The sequence below is a fragment of the Thermomonospora cellulosilytica genome (assembly GCF_014138835.1).
In the GTDB taxonomy this organism is placed as follows: domain Bacteria; phylum Actinomycetota; class Actinomycetes; order Streptosporangiales; family Streptosporangiaceae; genus Thermomonospora; species Thermomonospora amylolytica.
In genome coordinates this window covers 2,298,921-2,324,279 of the sequence record NZ_JACJII010000001.1, presented here as the reverse complement: position 1 = coordinate 2,324,279, position 25,359 = coordinate 2,298,921, and the positions used below count along the sequence as shown (strand labels likewise).

16 protein-coding genes, 3 rRNA genes and 1 riboswitch are annotated in these 25,359 nt (G+C 69.9%); of the genes, 4 read left to right on the top strand and 15 right to left on the bottom strand.

The features are described from left to right. The first annotated feature begins 177 nt into the window (after positions 1 to 177). Positions 178 to 1,830 carry a DNA repair helicase XPB gene (locus HNR21_RS11080; protein ID WP_182705126.1) on the top strand — a complete coding sequence of 551 codons (1,653 nt, stop codon included), beginning with the start codon at positions 178 to 180 and terminating at the stop codon, positions 1,828 to 1,830. A 283-nt stretch (positions 1,831 to 2,113) separates the two neighbouring features. On the opposite strand, the gene rrf is transcribed toward HNR21_RS11080, so the two are convergent. From rrf to HNR21_RS11035, 9 genes are all read right to left on the bottom strand, one after another. After that, positions 2,114 to 2,230: ribosomal RNA gene (gene rrf / locus HNR21_RS11075) — 5S ribosomal RNA — on the bottom strand. A gap of 192 nt (positions 2,231 to 2,422) precedes the next feature. Then, positions 2,423 to 5,539, bottom strand: a 23S ribosomal RNA gene (locus HNR21_RS11070). A 458-nt stretch (positions 5,540 to 5,997) separates the two neighbouring features. Beyond that, positions 5,998 to 7,514 (bottom strand): 16S ribosomal RNA (locus HNR21_RS11065). Together the 16S, 23S and 5S rRNA genes form the textbook arrangement of a ribosomal RNA operon. A 641-nt stretch (positions 7,515 to 8,155) precedes the next feature. Continuing rightward, positions 8,156 to 8,503, bottom strand: a complete 348-nt coding sequence (locus HNR21_RS11060; RefSeq protein ID WP_182705125.1) for a hypothetical protein — start codon at positions 8,501 to 8,503, stop codon at positions 8,156 to 8,158. Between the two features lie 1,220 nt (positions 8,504 to 9,723). Then, entirely contained in the window at positions 9,724 to 10,350 is a 627-nt protein-coding gene (locus tag HNR21_RS11055) for a phospholipid scramblase-related protein (RefSeq protein WP_157995744.1), read from the bottom strand. A 134-nt stretch (positions 10,351 to 10,484) separates the two neighbouring features. After that, the gene (groL, locus tag HNR21_RS11050; protein ID WP_119727102.1) at positions 10,485 to 12,110 is read right to left on the bottom strand and encodes a chaperonin GroEL; all 1,626 of its coding nucleotides are present in this window, start codon (positions 12,108 to 12,110) and stop codon (positions 10,485 to 10,487) included. Positions 12,111 to 12,686: 576 nt separating this feature from the next. Next, positions 12,687 to 12,965, bottom strand: coding sequence for a MoaD/ThiS family protein (locus tag HNR21_RS11045; protein ID WP_182705124.1), 279 nt, complete (start codon positions 12,963 to 12,965; stop codon positions 12,687 to 12,689). Positions 12,966 to 12,997: 32 nt separating this feature from the next. Beyond that, positions 12,998 to 14,239, bottom strand: coding sequence for a threonine synthase (gene thrC / locus HNR21_RS11040; RefSeq protein WP_182705123.1), 1,242 nt, complete (start codon positions 14,237 to 14,239; stop codon positions 12,998 to 13,000). Between the two features lie 15 nt (positions 14,240 to 14,254). Then, positions 14,255 to 14,396: riboswitch (SAM riboswitch) on the bottom strand. Positions 14,397 to 14,555: 159 nt separating this feature from the next. After that, on the bottom strand, positions 14,556 to 15,617 hold the full coding sequence (locus HNR21_RS11035) for a cation diffusion facilitator family transporter (RefSeq protein WP_182705122.1): 1,062 nt from the start codon (positions 15,615 to 15,617) through the stop codon (positions 14,556 to 14,558). Between the two features lie 99 nt (positions 15,618 to 15,716). Between HNR21_RS11035 and HNR21_RS11030 the strand changes: the two genes are divergently transcribed. Continuing rightward, positions 15,717 to 17,186 (top strand): alpha,alpha-trehalose-phosphate synthase (UDP-forming), encoded by a 1,470-nt coding sequence (locus HNR21_RS11030; RefSeq protein WP_182705121.1) that lies wholly within the window; start codon positions 15,717 to 15,719, stop codon positions 17,184 to 17,186. Between the two features lie 157 nt (positions 17,187 to 17,343). Here HNR21_RS11030 and HNR21_RS11025 read toward each other — a convergent pair whose 3' ends face one another. Continuing rightward, positions 17,344 to 18,360 (bottom strand): sulfotransferase family protein, encoded by a 1,017-nt coding sequence (locus HNR21_RS11025; RefSeq protein ID WP_182705120.1) that lies wholly within the window; start codon positions 18,358 to 18,360, stop codon positions 17,344 to 17,346. A gap of 187 nt (positions 18,361 to 18,547) precedes the next feature. After that, positions 18,548 to 19,099, bottom strand: coding sequence for an RNA polymerase sigma factor (locus HNR21_RS11020; RefSeq protein ID WP_119731607.1), 552 nt, complete (start codon positions 19,097 to 19,099; stop codon positions 18,548 to 18,550). Between the two features lie 116 nt (positions 19,100 to 19,215). On the opposite strand from HNR21_RS11020, the gene HNR21_RS11015 reads away from it, so the two are divergent. Continuing rightward, a complete protein-coding gene (locus tag HNR21_RS11015; RefSeq protein ID WP_182705119.1) occupies positions 19,216 to 21,123 on the top strand; it encodes a serine/threonine-protein kinase in 1,908 nt (635 codons plus the stop codon). Here the strand turns inward: HNR21_RS11015 and HNR21_RS11010 are convergent, their stop codons facing one another. The 3 genes from HNR21_RS11010 to HNR21_RS11000 all read right to left on the bottom strand — a co-directional run bounded on the left by HNR21_RS11010 (position 21,124) and on the right by HNR21_RS11000 (position 24,021). Continuing rightward, positions 21,124 to 22,722 (bottom strand): serine/threonine protein kinase, encoded by a 1,599-nt coding sequence (locus tag HNR21_RS11010; RefSeq protein WP_182705118.1) that lies wholly within the window; start codon positions 22,720 to 22,722, stop codon positions 21,124 to 21,126. Positions 22,723 to 22,868: 146 nt separating this feature from the next. Next, a complete protein-coding gene (gene otsB, locus HNR21_RS11005) occupies positions 22,869 to 23,690 on the bottom strand; it encodes a trehalose-phosphatase (RefSeq protein WP_182705117.1) in 822 nt (273 codons plus the stop codon). Between the two features lie 19 nt (positions 23,691 to 23,709). Continuing rightward, positions 23,710 to 24,021 (bottom strand): DUF3263 domain-containing protein, encoded by a 312-nt coding sequence (locus HNR21_RS11000; RefSeq protein WP_182705116.1) that lies wholly within the window; start codon positions 24,019 to 24,021, stop codon positions 23,710 to 23,712. 166 nt (positions 24,022 to 24,187) lie between these two features. Between HNR21_RS11000 and HNR21_RS10995 the strand changes: the two genes are divergently transcribed. Beyond that, complete coding sequence (locus HNR21_RS10995) at positions 24,188 to 25,006, top strand: SAM hydrolase/SAM-dependent halogenase family protein (RefSeq protein ID WP_182705115.1); 819 nt, start codon at positions 24,188 to 24,190, stop codon at positions 25,004 to 25,006. A 49-nt stretch (positions 25,007 to 25,055) separates the two neighbouring features. Here HNR21_RS10995 and HNR21_RS10990 read toward each other — a convergent pair whose 3' ends face one another. Continuing rightward, the gene (locus HNR21_RS10990; RefSeq protein ID WP_220500125.1) at positions 25,056 to 25,328 is read right to left on the bottom strand and encodes an SHOCT domain-containing protein; all 273 of its coding nucleotides are present in this window, start codon (positions 25,326 to 25,328) and stop codon (positions 25,056 to 25,058) included. Between the last annotated feature and the right edge of the window lie 31 nt (positions 25,329 to 25,359).

Sequence of the window (25,359 nt, the reverse complement as noted above, 5' to 3'; positions counted from 1 at the left end):
CCGAGCAACGGTCGGCGCGAACGCCGCCTCCGCCCAACCGACCGACGCCATCAAGGGGCACTTCGACGACAGGCTCCAGGGAAGACCAGCACGGCCGATGCTGTTGCAGACTGGGTGTTCCGGCGTCGCCCGCCGGGCCCCGATCCTCCGTGCCCTACCCGACCAGCGAGGTTGCCCGTGACCGACGGTCCGCTCATCGTTCAGTCCGACAAGACGCTGCTGCTCGAGGTCGACCATGAGCTGGCCGACGACTGCCGTCGCGACATCGCCCCGTTCGCCGAGCTGGAACGCGCCCCCGAGCACATCCACACCTACCGGATCAGCCCGCTGGCCCTGTGGAACGCGCGGGCGGCCGGGCACGACGCCGAGCAGGTCGTCGACGTCCTGCTGAAGTACTCCCGCTACCCGGTGCCGCACGCCCTGCTGGTCGACGTGGCCGACACCATGGCCCGGTACGGCCGGCTGCGGCTGGAGAAGCACCCGGTGCACGGCCTGGTCCTGACCTCCTCCGACCGTTCGGTGCTGGAGGAGGTGCTGCGCGCCAAGAAGGTCAAGGGCATGATCGGCGCGCGGGTCGACGACGACACCGTGATCGTCCACCCCAGCGAACGCGGCACCCTCAAGCAGGCGCTGCTCAAGCTCGGCTGGCCCGCCGAGGACCTGGCCGGCTACGTCGACGGCGAGGCGCACCCCATCGAACTGGTCGAGGACGGCTGGGCGCTGCGCTCGTACCAGAAGGAGGCCGCCGAGGCGTTCTGGCACGGCGGCTCGGGCGTCGTGGTGCTGCCGTGCGGCGCGGGCAAGACCGTCGTCGGCGCCGCCGCGATGGCGCACGCCAAGGCGACCACGCTGATCCTGGTCACCAACACCGTCTCCGCCCACCAGTGGAAGCAGGAGCTGCTGCGCCGCACCTCCCTCACCGAGGACGAGATCGGCGAGTACAGCGGCGCCCGCAAGGAGATCCGCCCGGTCACGATCGCCACGTACCAGATCATGACCACCCGCCGGAAGGGCGTCTACCCGCACCTGGAGCTGTTCGACGCCCGCGACTGGGGCCTGGTCGTGTACGACGAGGTGCACCTGCTGCCCGCCCCCATCTTCCGGATGACCGCCGACCTGCAGGCCCGCCGCCGCCTCGGCCTGACCGCCACCCTGGTTCGCGAGGACGGCCGCGAGGACGACGTGTTCTCCCTGATCGGCCCCAAGCGGTACGACGCCCCCTGGAAGGAGATGGAGAACCAGGGCTGGATCGCCCCCGCCGACTGCGTCGAGGTCCGCGTCACCCTGACCGACTCCGAACGCCTGGCGTACGCCACCGCCGAGCCGGAGGAGCGCTACCGCTTCTGCGCCACCACCGAGACCAAGACCCGCGTCATCGAGGCCCTGGTCGAACGCCACCGCGGCGAGCAGACCCTGGTCATCGGCCAGTACATCGACCAGCTCGACGAACTCGGCGAACGCCTCGACGCCCCCGTCATCAAGGGCGACACCCGCATCCGCGAACGCGAACGCCTCTTCGACGCCTTCCGCTCCGGCGAACTGTCGGTCCTGGTGGTCTCCAAGGTCGCCAACTTCTCCATCGACCTCCCCGAGGCCACCGTCGCCATCCAGGTCTCCGGCGCCTACGGCTCCCGCCAGGAGGAGGCCCAGCGCCTCGGCCGCGTCCTGCGTCCCAAGTCCTCCGGCCAGGGCGCCCGCTTCTACGCCGTGGTCGCCCGCGACACCCTCGACCAGGAGTACGCCGCCCACCGCCAGCGCTTCCTGGCCGAACAGGGCTACGCCTACCGCATCGTCGACGCCGACACCGTCCTGGCCGGCGAGGAGATCTGACCCCACCGCCCGGATCCAGCCCGGAACACACCAACCCAGCCCCCCACCCACCCGCCGGCCAGAGCCCCGAGAGGCGCCCGCACCGGCGGGCCGTCCGCGCACAACCGCACCACCGGCGGCGACGGCCCGCCGGCTGTCGGCTTCCCTCGGAGACGCGAGGGCGCGGAGAAGGGCAGGGGAAATACGCGGAGAAGGACCAGGGAAGGCCCCGGGAATGCGAAAGGGCCCGGCCCCCGGCGAAGACGAAGCCTTCGCGGGGCCGGGCCCTTTTCGGATGGTAATGTTCCGGCGGTGTCCTACTCTCCCACACGGTCTCCCGTGCAGTACCATCGGCGCTGGAGGGCTTAACTACCGGGTTCGGAATGAGACCGGGTGTTTCCCCTCCGCCATGACCACCGGAACGCCTCACCCCGGCCGTGCCAGGCACGGCGGGAAACCCGTGGCGTTCCAGCACCCCCCAGAGGGGGTGGTGGACGCGTTATTCAGTTACCAACAACCTACCAACAACCGCGGCCGACAAAGGGCCGGCGGGGTGCGGGGGTTGTTTTCTGTGAACCGCACAGGGACGCGAACATCCACGCTGCAACAGTGGTGTGTTAAGCCGCTCGGCCTATTAGTACCGGTCCACTCCACACCTTACGATGCTTCCATGCCCGGCCTATCAACCCAGTCGTCTCCTGGGGGCCTTACCCCCACACAGGGGGAGGGAGACCTCATCTCGAGGAAGGCTTCCCGCTTAGATGCTTTCAGCGGTTATCCTGACCGAACGTAGCCAACCAGCCATGCCCCTGGCGGGACAACTGGCACACCAGAGGTTCGTCCGTCCCGGTCCTCTCGTACTAGGGACAGACCCTCTCAAGTCTCCTACGCGCGCAGCGGATAGGGACCGAACTGTCTCGCGACGTTCTAAACCCAGCTCGCGTGCCGCTTTAATGGGCGAACAGCCCAACCCTTGGGACCTACTCCAGCCCCAGGATGCGACGAGCCGACATCGAGGTGCCAAACCATCCCGTCGATATGGACTCTTGGGGAAGATCAGCCTGTTATCCCCGGGGTACCTTTTAGCCGTTGAGCGACATCCCTTCCACACGGAGATGCCGGATCACTAGGCCCTGCTTTCGCACCTGCTCGACATGTCTGTCTCACAGTCAAGCTCCCTTGTGCCCTTGCACTCAACACCTGATGACCAACCAGGCTGAGGGAACCTTTGGGCGCCTCCGTTACCCTTTAGGAGGCAACCGCCCCAGTTAAACTACCCACCAGGCACTGTCCCCCACCCGGATTCACGGGCGCGGGTTAGACGCTCGAAACGACCAGAGTGGTATTTCACCAACGACTCCACCCCCACTAGCGTGGCGGCTTCACAGTCTCCCACCTATCCTACACAAGACGCTCCCAACGCCAATACCAAGCTGTAGTGAAGGTCCCGGGGTCTTTCCGTCCTGCTGCGCGAAACGAGCATCTTTACTCGTACTGCAATTTCGCCGGGCCTGTGGTTGAGACAGCGGGGAAGTCGTTACGCCATTCGTGCAGGTCGGAACTTACCCGACAAGGAATTTCGCTACCTTAGGATGGTTATAGTTACCACCGCCGTTTACCGGCGCTTAGATTCTCACCTTCACCCCCACGAGGAGGGTTGAGCGGTCCTCTTAACGTTCCGGCACCGGGCAGGCGTCAGTCCGTATACAGCGTCTTACGACTTCGCACGGACCTGTGTTTTTAGTAAACAGTCGCTTCCCCCTGGCCACTGCGACCACCCCCAGCTCCCACCGCAAGGGCGTTCACCAGGCGTGGCCCCCCTTCTCCCAAAGTTACGGGGGCAATTTGCCGAGTTCCTTAACCACAGTTCACCCGATCGCCTCGGTATTCTCTACCTGACCACCTGAGTCGGTTTGGGGTACGGGCCGCCGGCACACTCGCTAGAGGCTTTTCTCGGCAGCATGGGATCACTCACTTCACCTAAAACGGCTCGGCATCACATCTCACCCTCATGGACCGCGGATTTGCCTACGATCCGGGCTACCTGCTTACCCCAGGTCGACCATCGCCTGGGCTGAGCTACCCTCCTGCGTCACCCCATCGCTTACCTACTACCCCCTCGGGCCCCAGCCTCCCCGCAAGACACCCGGTCCGAAGACCGGGCGGCGGTTCGGGTGGTTAGCATCAGGAGGTTCGGTATGGGCGCGTACCAGCGGGTACGGGAATATCAACCCGTTGTCCATCGACTACGCCTCACGGCCTCGCCTTAGGTCCCGACTTACCCTGGGCGGATCAGCCTGCCCCAGGAACCCTTGGTCATCCGGCGCACACGTTTCTCACGTGTGAATCGCTACTCATGCCTGCATTCTCACTCCCACAGCCTCCACCACTCGATCACTCGGCGGCTTCACCGGCTGCAGGACGCTCCCCTACCCACCAACACCTCAAGTGTCAGTGCCACGGCTTCGGCGGTGTGCTTGAGCCCCGCTACATTGTCGGCGCGGAATCACTTGACCAGTGAGCTATTACGCACTCTTTCAAGGATGGCTGCTTCTAAGCCAACCTCCTGGTTGTCACGGCAACTCCACATCCTTTACCACTTAGCACACGCTTAGGGGCCTTAGCCGATGATCTGGGCTGTTTCCCTCTCGACTACGAAGCTTATCCCCCGCAGTCTCACTGCCGCGCTCTCACTTACCGGCATTCGGAGTTTGGCTGACTTCGGTAACCCGGTGAGGCCCCTAGGCCATCCAGTAGCTCTACCTCCGGCAAGAAACACACGACGCTGCACCTAAATGCATTTCGGGGAGAACCAGCTATCACGGAGTTTGATTGGCCTTTCACCCCTAACCACAGGTCATCCCCCAGGTTTTCAACCCTGGTGGGTTCGGGCCTCCACACCGTCTTACCGGCGCTTCACCCTGCCCATGGCTAGATCACCCCGCTTCGGGTCTACAGCATGCGACTCATACGCCCTCTTCAGACTCGCTTTCGCTACGGCTACCCCACACGGGTTAACCTCGCCACACACCATAACTCGCAGGCTCATTCTTCAAAAGGCACGCCATCACCAACCACAACCCCCGAAGAGGCCGCGGCCTGCGGCTCTGACGGCTTGTAGGCACACGGTTTCAGGTACTCTTTCACGACCCCTCACCGGGGCACTTTTCACCTTTCCCTCACGGTACTGGTCCGCTATCGGTCATCGGGAAGTATTCAGCCTTACCACGTGGTCGTGGCAGATTCACACGAGATTTCACGGGCCCCGTGCTACTCGGGAACACACCCAGAAGCCACCAGAGTTTCGCCTACCGGACTCTCACCGTCTACGGTCGGCCATCCCAAGCCGTTCGACTACCCCAGCGGTTTATCACTCCTTGCCGGCATGGCAGCACCGGCCGGATGGTCCCACAACCCCGCACACGCAACCCCTGCCAGGTATCACACGCGCACGGTTTAGGCTCCTCCGCTTTCGCTCACCACTACTCACGGAATCACATATTGTTTTCTCTTCCAGCGGGTACTGAGATGTTTCACTTCCCCGCGTTCCCACCACCGCCCTATACATTCAGGCGGCAGCGACACCCCATGACAGGTGCCAGGTTACCCCATTCGGAAATCCCCGGATCACAGCCTGGTTGCCGGCTCCCCGAGGCATATCGCAGGCTCCCACGTCCTTCATCGGCTCCCGATGCCAAGGCATCCACCGTATGCCCTTAACAACTTAACAAACCTACAGCGATCAAAGATGCTCGCGTCCACTATGCAGTTCACAAAAAACAACCGGACAACCACACCACACCCGAACACACACGCCCGGGAGGGGCCGTGGCCCCGCAGCCCAGAGAAAACAACCCCCACCCCCAAGAAGAGGGCGAGAAAGGTCCGTTTCCTCAGGACCCAACAGTGTGTCCAACCCACCCGAACCCCACACCAGGAGGTTCCACACCCCGACACCCGACCTCACAGAGGCCGAGCACCCGATCCCTCACCGAAGAGGAACCATCCACCAGCCACAGCTGGGGATGCGGGCAGTACTGACCAGGACGGCGGTCCCGGCAGGTTGAGTAGCCAGTGCTCCACGGTTCTATGAGCAACCACCCCGAGACACGGTCGGCCTCGACGGGCGGTTCCCTGGACCAGGCGCCTCTCACCACTGGTGAGCGGCGTCGGCCGGGTGCTCCTTAGAAAGGAGGTGATCCAGCCGCACCTTCCGGTACGGCTACCTTGTTACGACTTCGTCCCAATCGCCGGCCCCACCTTCGACCGCTCCCCCCCACGAAGGGTTGGGCCACGGGCTTCGGGTGTTGCCGACTTTCGTGACGTGACGGGCGGTGTGTACAAGGCCCGGGAACGTATTCACCGCAGCGTTGCTGATCTGCGATTACTAGCGACTCCGACTTCACGAAGTCGAGTTGCAGACTTCGATCCGAACTGAGACCGGCTTTTAGGGATTCGCTCCACCTCACGGTATCGCAGCCCTCTGTACCGGCCATTGTAGCATGTTTGCAGCCCAAGACATAAGGGGCATGATGACTTGACGTCATCCCCACCTTCCTCCGAGTTGACCCCGGCGGTCTCCCATGAGTCCCCACCATCACGTGCTGGCAACATGGAACGAGGGTTGCGCTCGTTGCGGGACTTAACCCAACATCTCACGACACGAGCTGACGACAGCCATGCACCACCTGTCACCCGCCCCCGAAGGGACCCCGTGTCTCCACGAGTTTTCGGGTGATGTCAAGCCTTGGTAAGGTTCTTCGCGTTGCGTCGAATTAAGCAACATGCTCCGCCGCTTGTGCGGGCCCCCGTCAATTCCTTTGAGTTTTAGCCTTGCGGCCGTACTCCCCAGGCGGGGCGCTTAATGCGTTAGCTACGGCGCGGAGCCCGTGGAAGAACCCCACACCTAGCGCCCAACGTTTACGGCGTGGACTACCAGGGTATCTAATCCTGTTCGCTCCCCACGCTTTCGCTCCTCAGCGTCAGAACAGGCCCAGAGAACCGCCTTCGCCACCGGTGTTCCTCCCGATATCTGCGCATTTCACCGCTACACCGGGAATTCCGTTCTCCCCTACCTGCCTCTAGCCTGCCCGTATCCACCGCAGACCCACGGTTGAGCCGTGGGCTTTCACGACGGACGCGACAGGCCGCCTACGAGCTCTTTACGCCCAATAATTCCGGACAACGCTTGCGCCCTACGTATTACCGCGGCTGCTGGCACGTAGTTAGCCGGCGCTTCTTCTGCACCTACCGTCCAGGTTCGTCGGTGCTGAAAGAGGTTTACAACCCGAAGGCCTTCATCCCCCACGCGGCGTCGCTGCGTCAGGCTTCCGCCCATTGCGCAATATTCCCCACTGCTGCCTCCCGTAGGAGTCTGGGCCGTGTCTCAGTCCCAGTGTGGCCGGTCGCCCTCTCAGGCCGGCTACCCGTCGTCGCCTTGGTAGGCCATCACCCCACCAACAAGCTGATAGGCCGCGAGCCCATCCCCGACCGAAAAAACTTTCCACCACCACCCATGCGAGCAGTGGTCATATCCGGTATTAGACCCGGTTTCCCAGGCTTATCCCAGAGTCGGGGGCAGGTTACTCACGTGTTACTCACCCGTTCGCCGCTCGAGTACCCCCGAAGGGGCCTTTCCGCTCGACTTGCATGTGTTAAGCACGCCGCCAGCGTTCGTCCTGAGCCAGGATCAAACTCTCCATCAAGGTCACACCCACCACCCCCAACAGGAGGCAGCGGAAACCCAGAATGGGAACAAATCCCAGCACGCACACCCCACATCAGGGGCGTGCTGCCTCAAAGAAATCCTCTTGACGAGGACAACAACCCCCACAGGGGCTGTCACAAGGCACTGGCTTTTAACACACTGTTGAGTTCTCAAGAAACGGACACCCACCGTCCGGGACTCTTGCGAGCCCTTTCTCGGGGCGACCTCTTTCAGGTTATCAGATCCGCTCGGCGTGTCAATTCGCCGGCTTTTCTGATGGCCTTTCCGAAGTGCGCCTCAACGCACTCTTCCAGGCTACCGGATCGGCTCGGGCCAAAAGACCTGAACCTTTCCGGGCCCACCATCGGCCGCCGGGCATGGCGAACCAGACCCGATGATCGTTGGTGGTTCCCCCCGGGGCCGGCCGCCTGTCGGCGTCCCGCTCCCCCGTGGGGCGAAGAGAACGTTATGCCCCCGGCGGCACGACGTCAAACCGACGCGCATGCCCTCCGACCGCTCGGCCGGGCCGGTGGTTGTCAACTCCTCAGGACCCTCAGTCATCCCCCGGTCGCCATCAGGGCAAACATGAGAGCCCAAGATTTTTTCGGGCGACCGCACCGGCCTGCGGCGACGCCCAGGTCAGCGCTGGGCCAGCGAGCCCCCGACGAACAGGATCCCCTCGGCCGCGACCCACATCAGCGCCGTGAGCGTCAGCACCGCCTCCAGGCGCGCCGCGTTCCGCCGGGTCCCCGGCAGCGCCCAGGCCGCCACCGCGACGGCCGCCGCGGGAACCGCCAGGACGAGGGAGGCGAGCACCGCGACCCCGAACCCGTCCGCGCATCCCGGCTCACGGTGACCGATGTCACCGCAGAACGCCTGCTCTCCCCAACCCGCCAGCGCGGTACAGGCCCACAGCGCCGCCAGCGCCAGATTCGCCACGGTCGGGATCGCAGGCGAGATCCGCAGCCCGCCGGCCCTGCTCTGCATGACCTCCACGCCCTTGGAGTACCCACGCACTCCCCATTGCAAAGACTCGACCGGTCACCGGCTTCCCAGACATGGGACCTCACGCCTCGTTCCACTCACATGCCGAGGGACAGGCGTGTTGAGGAGCCGACAGGCGGCCGGCCCTGAGGGGCCACCGAACGATCATCGGGTCTGGTCCGCCATGCCGGGCCGATCACGGTGATCCGCCGGCATCTGGAGCTGATGGGCGATGACCGGACGGAACGGGAGGAGACCCGGGCGCTGCTCGCGGAGGAACTGGACCGGAGGAGCCGGATGGTCGGCGGCCTGCTGGTACCGGCCCAGCGTGTCCGACAATCGCGGCAGCCGTGCCGGGGAGAGACGATTGCCGAGCCTCAGCGGTCGTACGCTGCTCGGCTCGCCAGGACGGCCCCTGTGGCGGCCCTTCCGAGAGCTGTCAGACACGACCCAGGGTCTGTCGTCAAAGTGCCCCTGGTGGTGCGACCGGTTGGGCGAAGACCGGCCGTTCGGTGCGTCCGGCGTCGTTCGACGAGGCGATCGGCATGTGCGGACGTTGGCGCGTACCACGCGGACGCCGTACGGCCACTTTGACGACACGGCCTAGGCGGATTGGCTGGACTGCCTGTCGTCCGCCGAGGTGAAGCCGGCCGACCGCACGGCGGGAGGGAACGGGTGCTGCTTCCGGTGATCATTCTCACGGCGCGGGACACCATGGCCGGTTTGGGGCGGGTCGACAACGTTCGCGTTCGAGGAGCTGATGGTTCGCATCTGCCTGCGGCTCCTTCCCGGGACGGAGCCTTCGAGGCCACCGTGTTGTGCGCCGGGGATCTGGAGCCTGCGGGCTCGCCGCGTCCGGGGCGGGGTACGCCGTCGACCTGGCCGCTGGGGAGTCCGTCCCGGCGGGGACGTTCTTCCGGCATCTGGGCCAGGTTCTGACCGAGGACGGTTCCTCGGCCGCGTCTGGGGCCTCGGCTCCGATCTCGGGTCGAACGTCGTGGACGTCACATCCGCGATCTGGGTGGTCATCGCATCGAGATCGTCCGTGGCGTCGGATAGCGCCAGCATCCCTGCTCTGGGCGGGGCGTGTTGCGTTCCCTCGCGGTGATCGCTGGTGGCCGTGCGTTCTCGTACGGCGGGGCTGGAAAGGGACGCCGCCGACGTGGCCGGGTCGGCGGCGTTCGGGCTGTCGGGTCGGGGGCGGCGGTCGCGATGGGAGGGGGTCAGACGATGTCCTTGGACTCGTGGAGGGTGAGGTCCAGGACCGTGGCGAGCACGACGACCAGGGCTCGGAGGGGCTCGCTGAGGCGGTTGGTGAGGAACTCCACCGAGTAGCGGTCGGCGTTGGTGAGGAGTTCGGCGCGCAGGCCCGCCCAGCGCTTGTTGACCTGGGCGACGTGGCGGGACTCGGTGTCGGTCACGGCGAAGCGCTTGAGCGACAGGTCGCCGGTGACCTCGCCGAGCTTGGCGCCCTCGGCGTCCCTGAGGACGTAGTGGCGGGTGGTGCGGACCGCCTCGATGGTGCCGACGACCTCGCCCTCGAAGAGGTCGGACTCCTCGGAGGAGTCGTCACCCGGGCGGCGGACGACGGTGCGGCGGTTGGAGGCCTGCTTCTCGATGACGAGGAGCGGGACCTCGTCGGGGTCGGTGAGCAGGAGGGTCTGGGCTCCGGCCAGGACGTTGCCGGGAAGTGCGGCGCGCACGGCCACGCGGCGGGATCGTTCGTTGGTGTCGGTGGCCACCGCGACGAGGGTGCCGCGCTCGTCGAGGAAGTTGTACCGCGTGCGGGTGGCGACCACTTTGCGGGGCTGCTCGACCCGCAGGGTGGGGAGGGTGAAAAGTTCCGTCACATCGGCAGTATGGCCAATCGGGGACGGCGGGGGCCGCTCATTGGCGGGGTCCGGCCGGAAAGGGGGAGGGCGGCCCCGATGGTCCGGGGCCGCCCTCCGGTGTCGTACCGGTGGTACGGAGTGCAGGACTCGGCTCAGAAGTCCATGCCGGCGTCGCCGCCCGGCATGGCCGCGGCCTTCTCCTTCTCCGGCTTCTCGGCGATGACCGCCTCGGTGGTCAGGAACAGCGCCGCGATGGAGGCGGCGTTCTGCAGCGCCGACCGGGTGACCTTGGCGGGGTCGATGATGCCGGTGTCGAACATGTTGACGTACTCGCCGGTGGCCGCGTTCAGGCCCTGGCCCGGCTCGAGCGAGCGGACCTTCTCGACCACGACGCCGCCCTCGAGGCCGGCGTTGACGGCGATCTGCTTGATCGGCTCCTCCAGCGCCCGCTTGACGATGTTGGCGCCGGTGGCCTCGTCGCCGTTCAGCTCGAGCTTGTCGAACGCCTTGGCGCCGGCCTGCAGGAGGGCGACGCCGCCGCCGGGGACGATGCCCTCCTCGACCGCGGCCTTGGCGTTGCGGACGGCGTCCTCGATGCGGTGCTTGCGCTCCTTGAGCTCGACCTCGGTGGCGGCACCGGCCTTGATGACGGCCACGCCGCCGGCCAGCTTGGCCAGCCGCTCCTGCAGCTTCTCCCGGTCGTAGTCGGAGTCGGTGTTGTCGATCTCGGTGCGGATCTGGTTGACCCGGCCCGCGATCTCGGTGGCGTCACCGGCACCGTCCACGATGGTGGTCTCGTCCTTGGTGACGACGACCTTGCGGGCGCGGCCCAGCATGTCCAGGGTGGTGTTCTCCAGCTTGAGGCCGACCTCTTCGCTGATCACCTGGCCTCCGGACAGGGTGGCGATGTCGCCCAGCATGGCCTTACGGCGGTCACCGAAGCCGGGGGCCTTGACCGCCACCGACTTGAAGATGCCGCGGATCTTGTTGACCACCAGGGTCGCCAGGGCCTCGCCCTCGACGTCCTCGGCGATGATCAGCAGCGGCTTGCCGGCCTGCATCACGGCCTCGAGGACCGGGAGCATGTCCTTGTTGGCCGACACCTTGCCCTGGACGATCAGGATGTAGGGGTCCTCGAGGACCGCCTCCATCCGCTCGGGGTCGGTGACGAAGTAGGGCGAGATGTAGCCCTTGTCGAAGCGCATGCCCTCGGTGAGCTCCAGCTCCAGCCCGAAGGTGTTGCTCTCCTCGACCGTGATGACGCCTTCCTTGCCGACCTTGTCCATCGCCTCGGCGATCATCTCACCGATCTGCGTGTCACCCGCGGAGATCGAGGCCGTCGAGGCGATCTGCTCCTTGGTCTCCACATCCTTGGCCAGCTTGGACAGCTCCTCACTGACCCGCTCCACCGCCGCCTCGATGCCCCGCTTCAGCGACATCGGGTTGGCACCCGCCGCGACGTTCCGCAGGCCCTCACGCACCAGCGCCTGGGCCAGCACGGTCGCGGTGGTGGTCCCGTCACCGGCCACATCGTCGGTCTTCTTGGCGACCTCCTTGACCAGCTCCGCGCCGATCTTCTCCCAGGGGTCCTCCAGCTCGATCTCCTTGGCGATGGACACACCGTCATTGGTGATCGTGGGGGCGCCCCACTTCTTCTCCAGCACCACATTGCGGCCCTTGGGACCAAGGGTCACCTTGACCGCGTCGGCAAGCTGGTTCATCCCGCGCTCAAGACCCCGGCGGGCCTCCTCGTCGAACGCGATCATCTTTGCAGCCATAGGCTCCAGTCCTCCCGGAACGAGGTGGCTATCACGGATCGAGCCGACGCCCGCGACGGACGACCTACCCGACGACAACCCTTCCGCCGCCGGAGTGAGGCCTCATCGCCCCGACCCCAGACTGTGGGATTGTCACTCTCCACAGTAGAGTGCCAACCGTTTTTTAGCACTCTACCCTGCCGAGTGCAAGCGCCGAACCTCTTGCCGCAGGTCGTCTGCGGGACCCGTCAGAACGGCTCTCACCTGGGACGATGCACCGCCTTCGGCGGCGCGGCGCCCGCCGGGCGGCGCGGTGATCATGGAATCGCGGCACGATGGCGGAACCCGGTCCGGCTCTCCCGCTCCTACCCGGCGGCGGTGCGATCGACTCACGCGTCCTCGCCGGAGGGAGGACCGGCGAGCGTGTGCTCGTGGATACCGGTGAGCGCCCCGGGCGGGCCGGGCGTGCTGTGGCGGTTCAACTCGGACTGGAACGCGGCCGGGCGCCCCTCCGTGAAGGGGCGCCCGGTGCGACGCGAGGATCGGGCGACCGTGGTCGCCTGGTCCGGCTCCGGGGATCGTTCCCCGGAGCAGCGGTCAGCCGCCGGCGACGGCCGGGATGATGGAGACCTGGGTGCCGGCGGGAGTGGGGGTGTCCAGGCCGTCGGCGAAGCGGACGTCCTCCTCGCCGACGTAGACGTTGACGAAGCGGCGGATCTTGCCCGAGTCGTCGAGGATGCGCGCGGCGATGCCGCTGTAGTTGGCGTCGAGGTCGGTGATGACCTCGCGGAGGGTGGCGCCCTCGGCCTTGACCTCCGACTCGCCGCCGGTGTACGTGCGCAGGATCGTCGGGATCCGTACCGAAACCGTGCTCAATGTGTTCCCCACCTTCGGTGTCAGGGCGGACGTCAGGCCAGGCCGGAGGCGCGGAAGTCCTCCAGCGTGGGGGCGATCTCGGCGGACGGGCGGGCGACCGGGGCGACCGCGTCGAGGGTCTTCAGGCCGTCGCCGGAGTTGATGATGACGGTCTCCGCCTCCGGGTCCAGCGCGCCGGAGGCGACCAGCTTGCGCAGGCAGCCCACGGTGACTCCGCCGGCGGTCTCGGCGAAGATGCCCTCGGTGCCGGCCAGCAGCCGGATGCCCTCGACCACCTCGGCGTCGGTGACGTCCTCGACCGCGCCGCCGGTGCGGCGGACCACGTCCAGCACGTACGGGCCGTCGGCGGGGTTGCCGATCGCCAGGGACTTGGCGATGGTGTCGGGCTTGACCGGGCGGACCACGTCGTGCCCGTTCTTGAAGGCGGCGGCGACCGGGGAGCAGCCGGTGGCCTGGGCGCCGAACACCTTGTACGGCCTGTCCTCCACCAGCCCCAGCCTGATCAGCTCCTGGAACGCCTTGTCGATCTTGGTGAGCTGGGAACCGGAGGCCACCGGGACCACGATCTGGTCGGGCAGCCGCCAGCCGAGCTGCTCGGCGATCTCGTAGCCGAGGGTCTTGGAGCCCTCGGCGTAGTACGGCCGGACGTTGACGTTCACGAACGCCCAGTCCTCCTGCTCGCCGGCGATCTCCGAGGCGAGCCGGTTGACGTCGTCGTAGTTGCCGCGCACGGTGACGAACGTGCCGCCGTACACCGCGGTGGTGATGATCTTCTGCTGCTCCAGGTCGGCGGGCACGAACACGGCGCTGCGGATCCCGGCGCGGGCCGCGGCGGCGGCCACCGCGTTGGCCAGGTTGCCGGTGGACGGGCAGGCCAGCACCTTGAAGCCCAGCTCACGGGCGGCGGCCAGGGCCACCGCGACCACCCGGTCCTTGAACGAGTGGGTGGGGTTGCCGCTGTCGTCCTTGACCCACAGCCGCTGCATGCCGAGCGACTCGGCGAGGTGGTCGGCGCGGACCAGGCGGGTGAAGCCGGGCTCGGTGTTGGGGGTGTCCTGGACGTTCGACGGAACGGGCAGCAGCCCGCGGTAGCGCCAGATGTTGCGCGGCCCGGCCTCGATGGAGGCGCGGGTCACCCCGGTGAAGTCGTAGGCGATCTCGAGGGGGCCGAAACACTGCTCGCAGGCGTAGCGCGGGCCCAGCTCGTAGGATTCGCCGCATTCGCGGCAGGTCAGGGACGTGGCAGGTCCAAGGTCGGCAGCGTCGAGTGCCATGAAGCGAGGCCTCTCTCCTCATCTGTCCCGCGCCACCCTGGTCGCGGGCCGGAGTTGGCACCCTGTCCCGGCCGGCCTCGCAGGTCGCGAGCGCGTCAGCACCGGGAGGGTTGCCGGGGTTTCACAGGGCCGGTCCCTCCACCCCTCTGGATGAGCGTTATGAAGTTGTCCGCGCAGCCCGTCGGGCGCACGGTGTCCCGCCAGGGTATCAACGCGTTCCGGATCGACCCCGGGCGGTGGACTTGTGCGGGACTTTACCCGATTTGACCGCATCGCAGACAGCGGGGTCTCGCGTTCTGAGACGCGGTAAGCATGATCAGACCCGTTGGGCACCGAGCTGGGTGGGGTCCAGGAAGACGTGCCGGACGATCGGCAGCCGTTCGCGCAGCCGGGCGTCGATGCCGTCGGCGATGTCCTCGGCCTGGTCGGCGCTGATCTCGTCGGCGAACGCGACCTTGGCCGCCACCAGCAGCTCGTCCGGCCCCAGATGCATGGTCAGCAGCTCCAGCACCGAGACCACCCCGGGCGTCCCGGCGATCTCGGCGCGGATCCGCAGCAGGGTCTCCCGGTCCACCGCCTGCCCGATCAGCAGGTCCATGCTGCTGCGGCCCAGCGTCCAGGCCACCCCGACCAGCAGCACCCCGATCGCGATGGAGGCCGCCCCGTCCCACACCGACGACCCGGTGACCTCCCGCAGCGTCAGGCCCGCGGCCGCCAGGGTGAGCCCGACCACCGCCGTGCCGTCCTCCAGCACCGCCGCCTTCAGCGTGGTGTCGGGGGTGCGCCGGACGTGCTCCAGCGCGCTCCGCCGCCGTTCCCGGGCCTCCCGCCGCACCTGGTGGGTGGCCCGCAGCAGCGACAGGCCCTCGAAGAGGAAGGCCAGCCCCAGCACCACGAACGCGACGGTCGCGTCACCGTGCTCGCCGGGCGAGACGATCTCGCCGACCCCCTCGAAGATCGAGTAGCAGGCCCCGGCCACGAAGATCCCGACGGCCGCGATCAGCGACCAGAAGTACCGCTCCTTGCCGTACCCGAACGGGTGGCGGCGGTCGGCGGGCCGTTCGCTGCGGCCCAGCGAGGCCAGCAGGAAGCCCTGGTTGAGGGTGTCGGCCAGGGAGTGCGCGGCCTCGGCGAGCATCGCCGAGGAGCCCGCGATCAGCCCGGCGGCCAGCTTGGTGACGGCGATGGCGATGTTGGCCGCGCCCGCCGCCAGCACCGTCTTGCGGGTCTCGGCGGAACGCCGCGCGGGGGCGTCCGGAGGGGCCTCGAAGGTGCCGGGGCGGCCCTCGTCCTGGCCGAAACCGGCCCCGTCAGGGGGTTGACGCGGCGGCACGCCGGTGTCCCAGGACGGCGCACCGCCGGTGTCGGAGTGACCCATGCGCGGCTGATTTCCGTGTGGCCGCCGGTCAAACGCCGCCCGGCGGAAGACGGGACCCGTCGCGCGGGCCGGTGACCGCCTCGTGTCACACTGCCGGGCATGAGTGACTCCGCGCTTGGGGCCGCCGACCGGCAGGTGCTCGTCGCCTCGAACCGAGGCCCGGTGTCGTTCACGTCGGCCGAGGACGGCACGCTGTCGATGCGCCGCGGGGGCGGCGGGCTGGTCTCCGGCCTCGCCGGGGTCGCCGCGGGGAACGGCGGGAACAGGCCGATCTGGGTGTGCGCGGCGCTGTCGGACGCCGACCGGCAGGCCGCGCGGCAGGCCCCCGACGGGCGGCTGGACAAGGCCGGGCACGACACCGGGGGCGCCTGCGTGCGGATGCTGGACATCCCGGCCTCGACGTTCCACCGGGCCTACAACGGGGTGGCCAACTCGACGCTGTGGTTCGTGCACCACCTGCTGTACGACACCCCGAACGCGCCGCACTTCGACGCCCGGGCGCGGCGGGACTGGCAGTCGTACGAGGCCTACAACGCGGCGTTTGCGGACGCGCTGGCCCGGGACGCCGAGCCGGGGGCGCGGGCGGCGATCCAGGACTACCACCTGTCGCTGGCGCCGCGGATGCTGCGGGAACGCCGCCCCGACCTGAAGATCGCGCACTTCTCGCACACCCCGTGGGCCCCGCCGGAGTACTACCGGCTGCTGCCCGACGACCTGGGCGTGCAGGTGCTGGAGGGCATCCTGGGCGCCGACCACGCCGGGTTCCTGGCCCGGCGCTGGGCGGACGCGTTCATGGACTGCTGCGAGACGCTGCTGCACGCCAAGGTGGACCGGACGGCCGGCACCGTCCACCACAAGGGCCGCACCACCCGGATCGGGGTGCACGGGCTCGGCGTGGACGGCGACGACCTGATCGCCCGCGCCGCGCAGCCCGACGTGGCCGAACGCGCCCGGGCGCTGCGCGAGCAGGTGGGCGACCGGCAGCTCATCGTCCGGATCGACCGCACGGAGCTGTCCAAGAACATCGTGCGGGGCCTGGCCGCCTACCGGGAGATGCTGGCCAACCATCCCGAATGGCACGGGCGGGTGGTGCATCTGGCGTTCGCCTACCCGTCGCGGCAGGACCTGGCCGAGTACCGGGACTACACCGCGGCGGTGGAGCGGACGGCGGCGCAGATCCGCGAGGAGTTCGGCACGCCCGCCTGGGATCCGCTGATCCTGCAGGTCAAGGACGACTACGCGCGCACGCTGGCGGCCTACGGGATGGCCGACGTGCTGCTGGTCAACCCGATCCGCGACGGGATGAACCTGGTCGCCAAGGAGGGGCCGGTGCTGTCGCGGCGGGGCTGCGCGCTGGTGCTGTCCCGCGAGGCCGGCGCCGCCGCCGATCTCGGCGAGGACGCGCTGCTGGTCAACCCGTACGACGTGTCGCAGACCGCGGAGACGCTGCACCGGGCGCTGCTGATGCCGCCCGACGAGCGGGCCGAACGCTGCCGGCGGCTGGCCGCGGCGGCCACGGCGCTGCCGCCGCGGCGGTGGTTCGCCGACCAGCTCGCCGCCCTGGACTGACGTTCAGGCGACCGCAGCGAAGCGAGGATCGCCTGAACGTCCCATCGGGGGCCTGGGGGTCGTCCCCCAGACGGAACGCGTCAGGCGACCGCAGCGAAGCGAGGACCGCCTGAACGTCCTCTCGGGGTCCGGGGGTCGTCCCCCGGACGGGAACACGTCAGGCGGGGGCGGGGGCGTCGTACTCGGGTTCGCCGAGGCGGCAGGCCACCGGGCCGGGCTCGCGGTAGCGGACGATGCGGTCGCGGACGATCCGCTTGCGCTGGATGTTCCGGCGGTGCAGCGCGACCCGGGCGTAGCGGGCCAGCAGGCGCATCGACGGGCGGCCCTCGCCGCTCAGCTCGTAGCCGTAGGCCCGCAGCCGCGAGCCCAGCACCTGCTCGGCGAGCGCGATCTCCCACGGCTCCAGCCGGTGCTCCCAGGACCGCACCCGGTCGGTGGTGACGGCGTTCCGGGTGCGCACGTGCCACTTCTTCTTGGGCGGGACGGTCAGCCGGGCGATCTCCTGCGGCTCGGTCATCCGCGGGTCGAACTCCTCGCCGAGGAACCGGCACAGCCCGGCCAGCTCGGCGGCGGGGTCGGCGACGAGCCGTTCGTACTGCAGCTCGTAGTAGGAGTCGGGGCCGAGCCTTCTGGCGTGCCTGCGGCCGTAGTCGATCGCCTCCCGCCAGGCGGAGATCGCGTGGTAGGTGTCCCCGGTGTACCAGGGCATCTCCTTCAGGGAGGCCACGCAGTCCCGGCCGTCGCGGATCAGGTGCACGAACTGGGCGTCCGGCCACAGCCGCCGCAGCACGTCCACGTGCTTGAAGTAGCTCGGCCGCTTGTCGCCCCAGCGCGGCTTGCCGTGCTTGCGGGCGTACGCGCGGAACACGATGCCCAGCGCCGAGCCCATCGTCGGCGGGCCGGCCACGATCTCCTCCACGATCTCGCCGGGGTCCAGGCCCAGGTCGCCGAACTTGGTCTCCCTGCGGCCGGTGATCCACTCCGCCAGCGCCCGGCGGTTGGCCGGATCCCGCAGGTCTCCGAACGAGCGCCGGGCGGTGTAGGCCGGGAGCAGGAACCGCGTCTCGGCGGGGATGGCGATCCGCTGGTGGGAGTGCAGCATCAGCTGCAGCAGCGTCGTCCCCGAACGGGGGCAGCCGATGACGAAGATGGGCCGGTCCGGTTGAGATGCCATGGGCACATGCTGCGGGACGGCCGCGGGACCGCGCGGCCGTCCTGCGGGCAGGATGGGACGAGCATTAACGACTCTTGACGGGCCGTGGCCGAACTTTCGGGGGGCAACCCCCGGTCCCCGAGGAGACCGGGCCGTGGCGGTCCTCGCTCCGCCGCGGTCGCCCGCCCGTCCCCTGCGCCCCGGAGGGTCAGCCGTAGGACTCGCCCAGCGTCTGGCGGACCTGCTTGCGGGCCTCGTGGATGCGGGACTTGACGGTGCCCAGCGGCAGGCCGAGCTGCTCGGCGATCTCGGCGTACTCCAGCTGGGAGATGTCCCGCAGCACCAGCGCCTGGATCAGGTCCGGCTTGCGGGCCTCCAGGTCCTCCATGGCGTCCAGGATGTCCACCCGGGACCCGGCGATCACGCTGGTGCGGCGCGGGTCGGGCCGCTGCTGCGGCAGCTCGCCGGCCTGCTCCACGCTGCGCCGCTTGAGCGAGCGGTACGTCGAGCGCGCCGAGTTGGCCACCACCACGTGCAGCCAGGTGCTGAACCGGGAGCGGCCCTCGAACCGGTGGATGTTGCGCGCCACCTGCAGCAGCGCGTCCTGGCAGGCCTCCTCGGCGTCCTGGCGGCAGGGCAGGAACCGGGCGGCGTGCCGCAGCACGTCCGGCTCGATGCGGCGCAGCAGCTCGTTCAGCGCGCTCTGGTCGCCCTGGGCCGCCTTGACGGCCAGTTCCTCGGTCCGTTCGTCAAACGCCATGGCCGTCTTCGCCTCCATACCGGTCGGAGCGCCGGTCACCTGGTGTCGTCCGGCTCATCATCACGCCCTCCGGCCGGGTTTCCCCGCGGACCCCGTTTGTTGGGCATGATACGTGGGTGTCCATACCGTCTTCAGTCGGCCGTTACCGAATCGAGCGCGTCCTGGGCTCCGGGGCGTTCGCCGCGGTGTGGCTGGGGCACGACGACGCGCTGGAGGCCCCGGTCGCGATCAAGGTGCTGTCCGGAAGCCTGCTGGATGACCTCGACGTTCGCAACCGGTTCCTGGAAGAGGCGCGGATCCTGCGGCGGGCGGACTCCGAACGGCTGGTCCGGGTGCACGACATCGGCGAACTGCCGGACGGGCGGCCCTACTTCGTCATGTCGTACGCCGACCGGGGGACGCTGGCCGACCGGATGCGGCAGCGGCCGCTGGACGTGCCGACCGCGCTGGCGCTGGCCGAGGAGATCGCCCGGGGCGTGCAGGTCATCAACCGGCTCGGGGTGATCCACCGCGACCTCAAGCCGTCCAACGTGCTGTTCCAGTCCACCCCCGACGGCGGGGAACGGCTGCTGATCGCGGACCTGGGGCTGGCCAAGGCGATCGCGCACGCCTCCGGGGCGTTCACCCTGCCGGTGGGGACGCCCGGGTACATGTCGCCGGAGCAGGCGCGGTTCGGCGGCGGGCTGGACGTGCGGGCGGACGTGTACGGGCTGGGCGCGCTGACGTACCACATGGTGACGGGCAAGGCCCCGGGCCCGGCGCCGGTGAAGAAGCGGCCCAGCGAACTGCGCGCGGAGCTCACCCCGGAGTTCGATCAGGTGATCCTGCGCGCCATGGAGGTCGATCGGGAACGGCGGTATCCGACGGCGGAGGCGTTCGCGGAGGCGCTGGCGTCGCTGCGGGCCTCCGTCACCTCGGGCGGCCCCGCACAGAGCGCCCAGAACGCGCCGTCGCAGCGCGGCGGGCGGCCGGGCGGCGCCCGGCCGTCCCGGGACCGCGCGCCGAGCGAGCCGGTCGAGCCCGAGCCGCCGACCACTCCGGACGTTCATCCGGCCAGGCGGCGGGCCGCCCAGGCACAGGGGCCGCAAGGGCCGCAGGGGCCGCAGGACGCGCGGCCCGGCGAGCCCGACGAGCGGAGCACCGCCCAACTGCCGATGCCCGAGGCAGGCCGCAGGCCGCAGCCTCCGGCGGGCGACCAGACGGTGGTCGATCCGCCGCAGGGGGGCTTCCGCACGGCGGGGCCCGAGGAGCCGGGCGAGGACCGCACGATCGCGATCTCGCGGGACCAGTTCCCGCCGGGGCCGCAGCCGCCGAGGCCGCAGGCTCCTCCCCCGGGTCCGGGCCCGGCCGCCGGTCACGGGACGCCCTTCCCCGGGCCCGCGCCGCAGCCCCCGAACGGGCAGAACAAGGGGCGCGGACGCTGGATCGCCCTGGCGACCGGCGCCGGGATCGTCGCGGTCGCGCTGGTCGGCGGGCTGCTGCTGGGGCAGATCGGCAGCGACGACGAGCCGGACGGGCCCGCGACGCCCACGCTGCCGGCCGACTTCACCGCGGTCGCCGACCCGTCCGGCAAGATCAGGGCGTCGGTGCCGAGGGCGTGGGCCAGGCTGCCGCAGCCGACGACCTGGCAGCCCTCCACGGTGGGGCTGGCCGACGCGCAGGCCAGGCCCGTGCTGCGGGCCACGCCGGGCACGTTCCAGCAGTTCCTGGACAGCGCCGCCAAGACCCCCGGCGTGTTCATCGGGCTGACCACCGACGTCGCCCAGGGCAAGCTGCCGCCGCCGACGTTCTCCGAGCACGAGCAGTGCACCAAGGGCCGGCCGGAGAACTACACCGCCCCGGACCGGAGCCTGTCGGGCACCGTCACCCGCTACACCGCCTGCCGCACCGGCACCCCGTCGATCACCGAGGTCGGGCTGGTCGACCGGAACCGCAGGTTCGGTCTGTGGATCCGGGTGAAGGAGGTCGACGGCCGCAAGGTCACCGACGACATCCTGCGCACCCTCAAGGTCACCGGCCCCTGATCAGCGGGGGAACGGCACCTCCTTGACCGGGGCGTCGGTCATGTAGGCCGGCTTCCACACGTACAGCCGCAGGTCGCCGGGCTGCGGGTCCTGCTCGACCGGCACGTCCAGGGTCACCCGGATCACGTACGAGGCGCCGGGGGCCATGTAGCGGTCGCCGTCCGCGCCGCCGCTCGGCGGGCCGCCGGACAGCCGGGTCGTCACCTGCGGCCGGGCCGGGGGCATGCACATGTCCTCGGGCACGCCGTTCTGCCACATGCACCGGCCGCGGGCGTCCTCCGGCAGCAGGTCCCGCTTGACGAACACGTCGGCGGTGTAGAGATCGAGCAGCACCGCCCGGTCCATCGGGTTGCCGAGCACGTACTCGGCATGGAGATAGGTGCCGTCCGCCGGGGAGGCCGAATGCACGGTCGGCTCGGTGCCCCAGCCGACCGCCGACAGCCGGTAACGGTCGCCCTGGGCGGTGGAGATCTGCACCGCCGGGCCGGTCCGCGTCACCTGTCCCTGCCCGGTGGGGCCGCCCGCCACCAGGCCGGACGGGCGCACGGAGTCCGCGCTCCGCCACACGAACACCAGGGCGGCCGCCGCGACCACGCCGACCGCCATCCCGGCGAGCAGGCTGCGGCGGCGCGCGGCCCGCCTGCGGGCGGCCCCGCGGGCCCGGCGGCGGGCCGTACGGCCGCCGATGTGGACCTCGACGCCGCCGGCGTCCCGCGGATCCGGCCCCACGGTGCTCTCCGGCGGGCGGGTCTCACGCCGGGGGGCGACGGCCGGCAGCGGGTCGGGGGCCGTGCGGCGGGAGGAGGCGCCGGGCAGCGGCAGCCCGGCCTCCCGCAGCCACCGCACCACGTCGGCGGCGGACGGCCGCAGCCGGGAGTCCTTGACCAGGCAGCGCAGCACGATCTCCTGCAGCCGCCCGGACATCCGGCCCGGGTCGGGCTGGTGCCGCAGGATGCGGGTCACGGTGGCGGGATCGTCGTCCGGGCCGAACGGGTGCCGTCCGCAGGAGGCGTAGATCATCGTGACCGCCCAGGCGAACACGTCCGCCGCGCCGGTCAGCTCCCCGCCGTACAACTGCTCGGGGGCCTTGTAGGCGGGACGCCGCACCCCCGGCTCGTGGCCGGTCAGGGCGTCCAGGGCGAAGTCGGCGACGCAGGGCCCCTGGGGGCCGAGCAGGACCGTCTCCGGCCTCAGTCCGCCGTGGACCAGCCCGGCCTCGTGGACGGCGGCCAGCCCTTCGATCGTGCCGGCCGCCAGCCGGTGCAGCGCCTCCCCCGAGCACGGGCCGTGCCGTCCGACGGCCTCCGCCAGCGACGCGCCCCGTACGTGTTCGCTCACCAGGTACGCGCCGTCGGCCTCGGTGTCGCCCGCCAGGACCCGCGCCACGTAGGGCGAGTCGACCGTGCGGGCCTTGGCGACCACGTCGGCGACGCGCGCGGGCGGTCCCGAGGCGATCCGGTGGATCGTCACGGCCCGGCCGGAGGGGTCCCGGCCCAGGTAGACGGCCCCACGCTCACCGGCCGCAAGGCGACCGATCAGGTGGAAACCCCCCAGCGTCCGGGGATCTCCCGCCCTCAGCGGCACAGCCTCACCAGGCATCGTTCGCTCCCGCTCCGGTTACTCGACGATGCGCCTAGTTTGTCGCAATTTGACCCGTAAGTAACACTGCGCGTTCGCAAAACGCCCGGACCGGGAGCTTCACCCGGGCGACAAGCGCCCGCCGTCCCGGGCGCCCGGGGAACGGGTCAGGAGACGGAGGCCGCCAGCTCCTCGAGGAGGGCGACCACCCCGGCGGGGCCGTCGACCACCACGTCGGCCTGCTCGGCCAGGGCGGTGACCTCGGTGGAGCCGCTGCAGATCTTCAGGCCGGGGACCCCTTCGGCGCGCAGGGCGTCGACGGCGGCGTAGGCGGCCAGGTCGCCCAGGTCGTCGCCCGCGTACAGGACCGCCGAGGGCGTGCGGGAGGCCAGGAAGTCGCGCAGCGCCAGGCCCTTGTCGATGCCGGGCGGGCGGAGCTCCAGGACGTAGCGGCCCGGCTCGACGTGCAGGCCGGTGCGTTCGGCGAGGGCCTCCACCAGGCCGCGCAGCCGGTCCAGGGCGACCTGGGGCTCGGCGCAGCGGCGGGTGTGCACGGCCAGGGCGTGGTGCTTGTCCTCGATGTGCACGCCCTCGGGCGCGCCGGCCGCCTCGAGCATCGCGGGCAGCTTGGCGCGCGCCTCGGCCACGCCGGGGGGCGGCTCGGGAACGGTCAGCTCCCCGTCCGCCCAGCGTTCCAGGCCGTACTGGCCCAGCACCTGCAGGCCGGGCACGTCCGCGAACCCGCCGTACTCGACGGCGAGGGCGGCGGGCCGGCCGGTGACGATCACGACCGCGCCGACCAGCGGGGCGAGCCGGGCCAGCGCGGGCGCCGCGCCGGGGTGGGCGCGGGCCTCGGTCGGGTCCTCGACGATGGGCGCGAGCGTTCCGTCGAAGTCCAGGGCGACGACGGCGTCGGCGGGGGCCTTGCGGAACGCGGCCAGGGCCTCGCCGCCCGCGGCGGTCCGGGAGTTCACCGATGGTGCGGTCATGCGCCCAGTGTCGGACACCTCAGGGGCGGATGCCGAACCGGCGCGCGGCGCGCTGGCGCTGCCGCTGGGCCCGCATCCGGCGCAGCCGCTTGACCAGCATCGGGTCGTGGCGCAGCGCCTCGGGATGGTCGATCAGGATGTTGAGCAGCTGGTAGTACCGCGTCGCCGACATGTCGAACTCGTCGCGGATGGCCTGTTCCTTGGCGCCGGCGTGCTTCCACCACTGGCGTTCGAAGGCCAGGATCCGCCGGTCGCGGTCGGACAGCGGCCCGGGCGGGAAGGGGTCCTCGCCCGCGGGGTCGTCGGGTCGCAGGGCCGAACCGTCGTCCATGGCGCCCTCCCGAGAGGGCCCGTCCATGCGCTCGGGCCGCACGGATCGTTCCCCTCTGTGATCTTTGATCCCGGTCGTCCGGGTTTCGGCGGTGCCATGCTAACGAGCCCCGCCGACATCTTCCCGCCGTTCCTCCGGAACGCCGGGCGACGTACGCTCTCAGCACGTGGCGGCATATCAGTGTCTGACGTTCCTCACCGACTACGGGCTGGAGGACGGGTTCGTCGCGGCGTGTCACGGCGTGGCGGCCCGGATCAGCCCCGACGTGCGCATCATCGACATCACCCACCTGGTGCCCCCGGGCGACGTGCGGCGGGGCGCGGCGGTGCTGGCCCAGACGGTCCCCTACCTTCCGCCCGGCGTGCACGTGGCGGTCGTGGACCCCGGGGTCGGCACGCGGCGCCGCGGCATCGCCGTGGCGGCCGGGGAACGGGTGTTCGTGGGCCCCGACAACGGGCTGCTGTCGTGGGCGGTGCACGAGGCCGCCGGTGACGGCCGGGTGCGCGCCTACGAGCTGACCAACGAGGACCTGTGGCTGCGGCCGGTGTCGGCGACGTTCCACGGGCGCGACATCTTCACCCCCGTGGCGGCGCACCTGCTGAACGGGCTGGACATCACGAAGGTGGGGTCCCCCCTCCGGACGGAGGAACTGGTGACCCTGCCGACGCCGATGCGGCGGATCCGGGACGACGCCGTCGAGGGAGAGGTGCTGACCGTCGACCGGTTCGGCAACGTCCAGCTCTCCGTCCCGGCCGCCGACCTGGAACTGCTGGGCGTGCGCCCGGGCGGGTCGGTGCTGCTGTCGCTGGGCAAGCGGCAGCTGCCGGTGCGGTTCGAGCGCACCTTCGGGTCGGTGCCGCCGGGCGAGCTGGTCGCGTACGCGGACTCGGCCGGGTGCGTGGCCCTGGCGGTCAACTCCGGGGACGCGGCGCAGCGGCTGAACCTGCCGCCGGGCGCCCACGTGCGGATCGCCCCCGCCCGGTGACGACGGCCGGGCCGGTGACCCGCACCGGCCCGGCCACCGCCGTCGCGGGTCAGGGCTCCGTGCGCAGGGCGGACATGCGGACGTGGTACTCGTCCTCGTCGATCTCGCCGCGGGCGAACCGTTCCGCCAGGATCGTGCGCGCGCCCGCCAGCGGGTCCTGCGCGCGGGCGGCCGGGCGCGCCGAGGCCCGCCGCCACAGCAGGTAGCCGGCGGCGGCCAGCACGGCCAGCCACAGCAGCCCGAACGTGATCGGGAAGACCGGCCAGAACGCCGGCGGGCCCCCCTGCTCCCACGGCCCGTGGGCCGTCATCGCGATCATCATGGTCGTCGACCTCCTCGCCTTGCGGTGCGTG

Bases quoted from the DNA above. Each gene is read 5' to 3' on its own strand.
- groL (WP_119727102.1), bottom strand. From the start codon at position 12,110: ATGGCTGCAAAGATGATCGCGTTCGACGAGGAGGCCCGCCGGGGTCTT.
- HNR21_RS11010 (WP_182705118.1), bottom strand. From the start codon at position 22,722: ATGCCTGGTGAGGCTGTGCCGCTGAGGGCGGGAGATCCCCGGACGCTG.
- thrC (WP_182705123.1), bottom strand. From the start codon at position 14,239: ATGGCACTCGACGCTGCCGACCTTGGACCTGCCACGTCCCTGACCTGC.
- HNR21_RS10990 (WP_220500125.1), bottom strand. From the start codon at position 25,328: ATGATGATCGCGATGACGGCCCACGGGCCGTGGGAGCAGGGGGGCCCG.
- otsB (WP_182705117.1), bottom strand. From the start codon at position 23,690: ATGACCGCACCATCGGTGAACTCCCGGACCGCCGCGGGCGGCGAGGCC.
- HNR21_RS11000 (WP_182705116.1), bottom strand. From the start codon at position 24,021: ATGGACGACGGTTCGGCCCTGCGACCCGACGACCCCGCGGGCGAGGAC.
- HNR21_RS11035 (WP_182705122.1), bottom strand. From the start codon at position 15,617: ATGGGTCACTCCGACACCGGCGGTGCGCCGTCCTGGGACACCGGCGTG.
- HNR21_RS11020 (WP_119731607.1), bottom strand. From the start codon at position 19,099: ATGGCGTTTGACGAACGGACCGAGGAACTGGCCGTCAAGGCGGCCCAG.
- HNR21_RS11060 (WP_182705125.1), bottom strand. From the start codon at position 8,503: ATGCAGAGCAGGGCCGGCGGGCTGCGGATCTCGCCTGCGATCCCGACC.
- HNR21_RS11025 (WP_182705120.1), bottom strand. From the start codon at position 18,360: ATGGCATCTCAACCGGACCGGCCCATCTTCGTCATCGGCTGCCCCCGT.
- HNR21_RS11030 (WP_182705121.1), top strand. From the start codon at position 15,717: ATGAGTGACTCCGCGCTTGGGGCCGCCGACCGGCAGGTGCTCGTCGCC.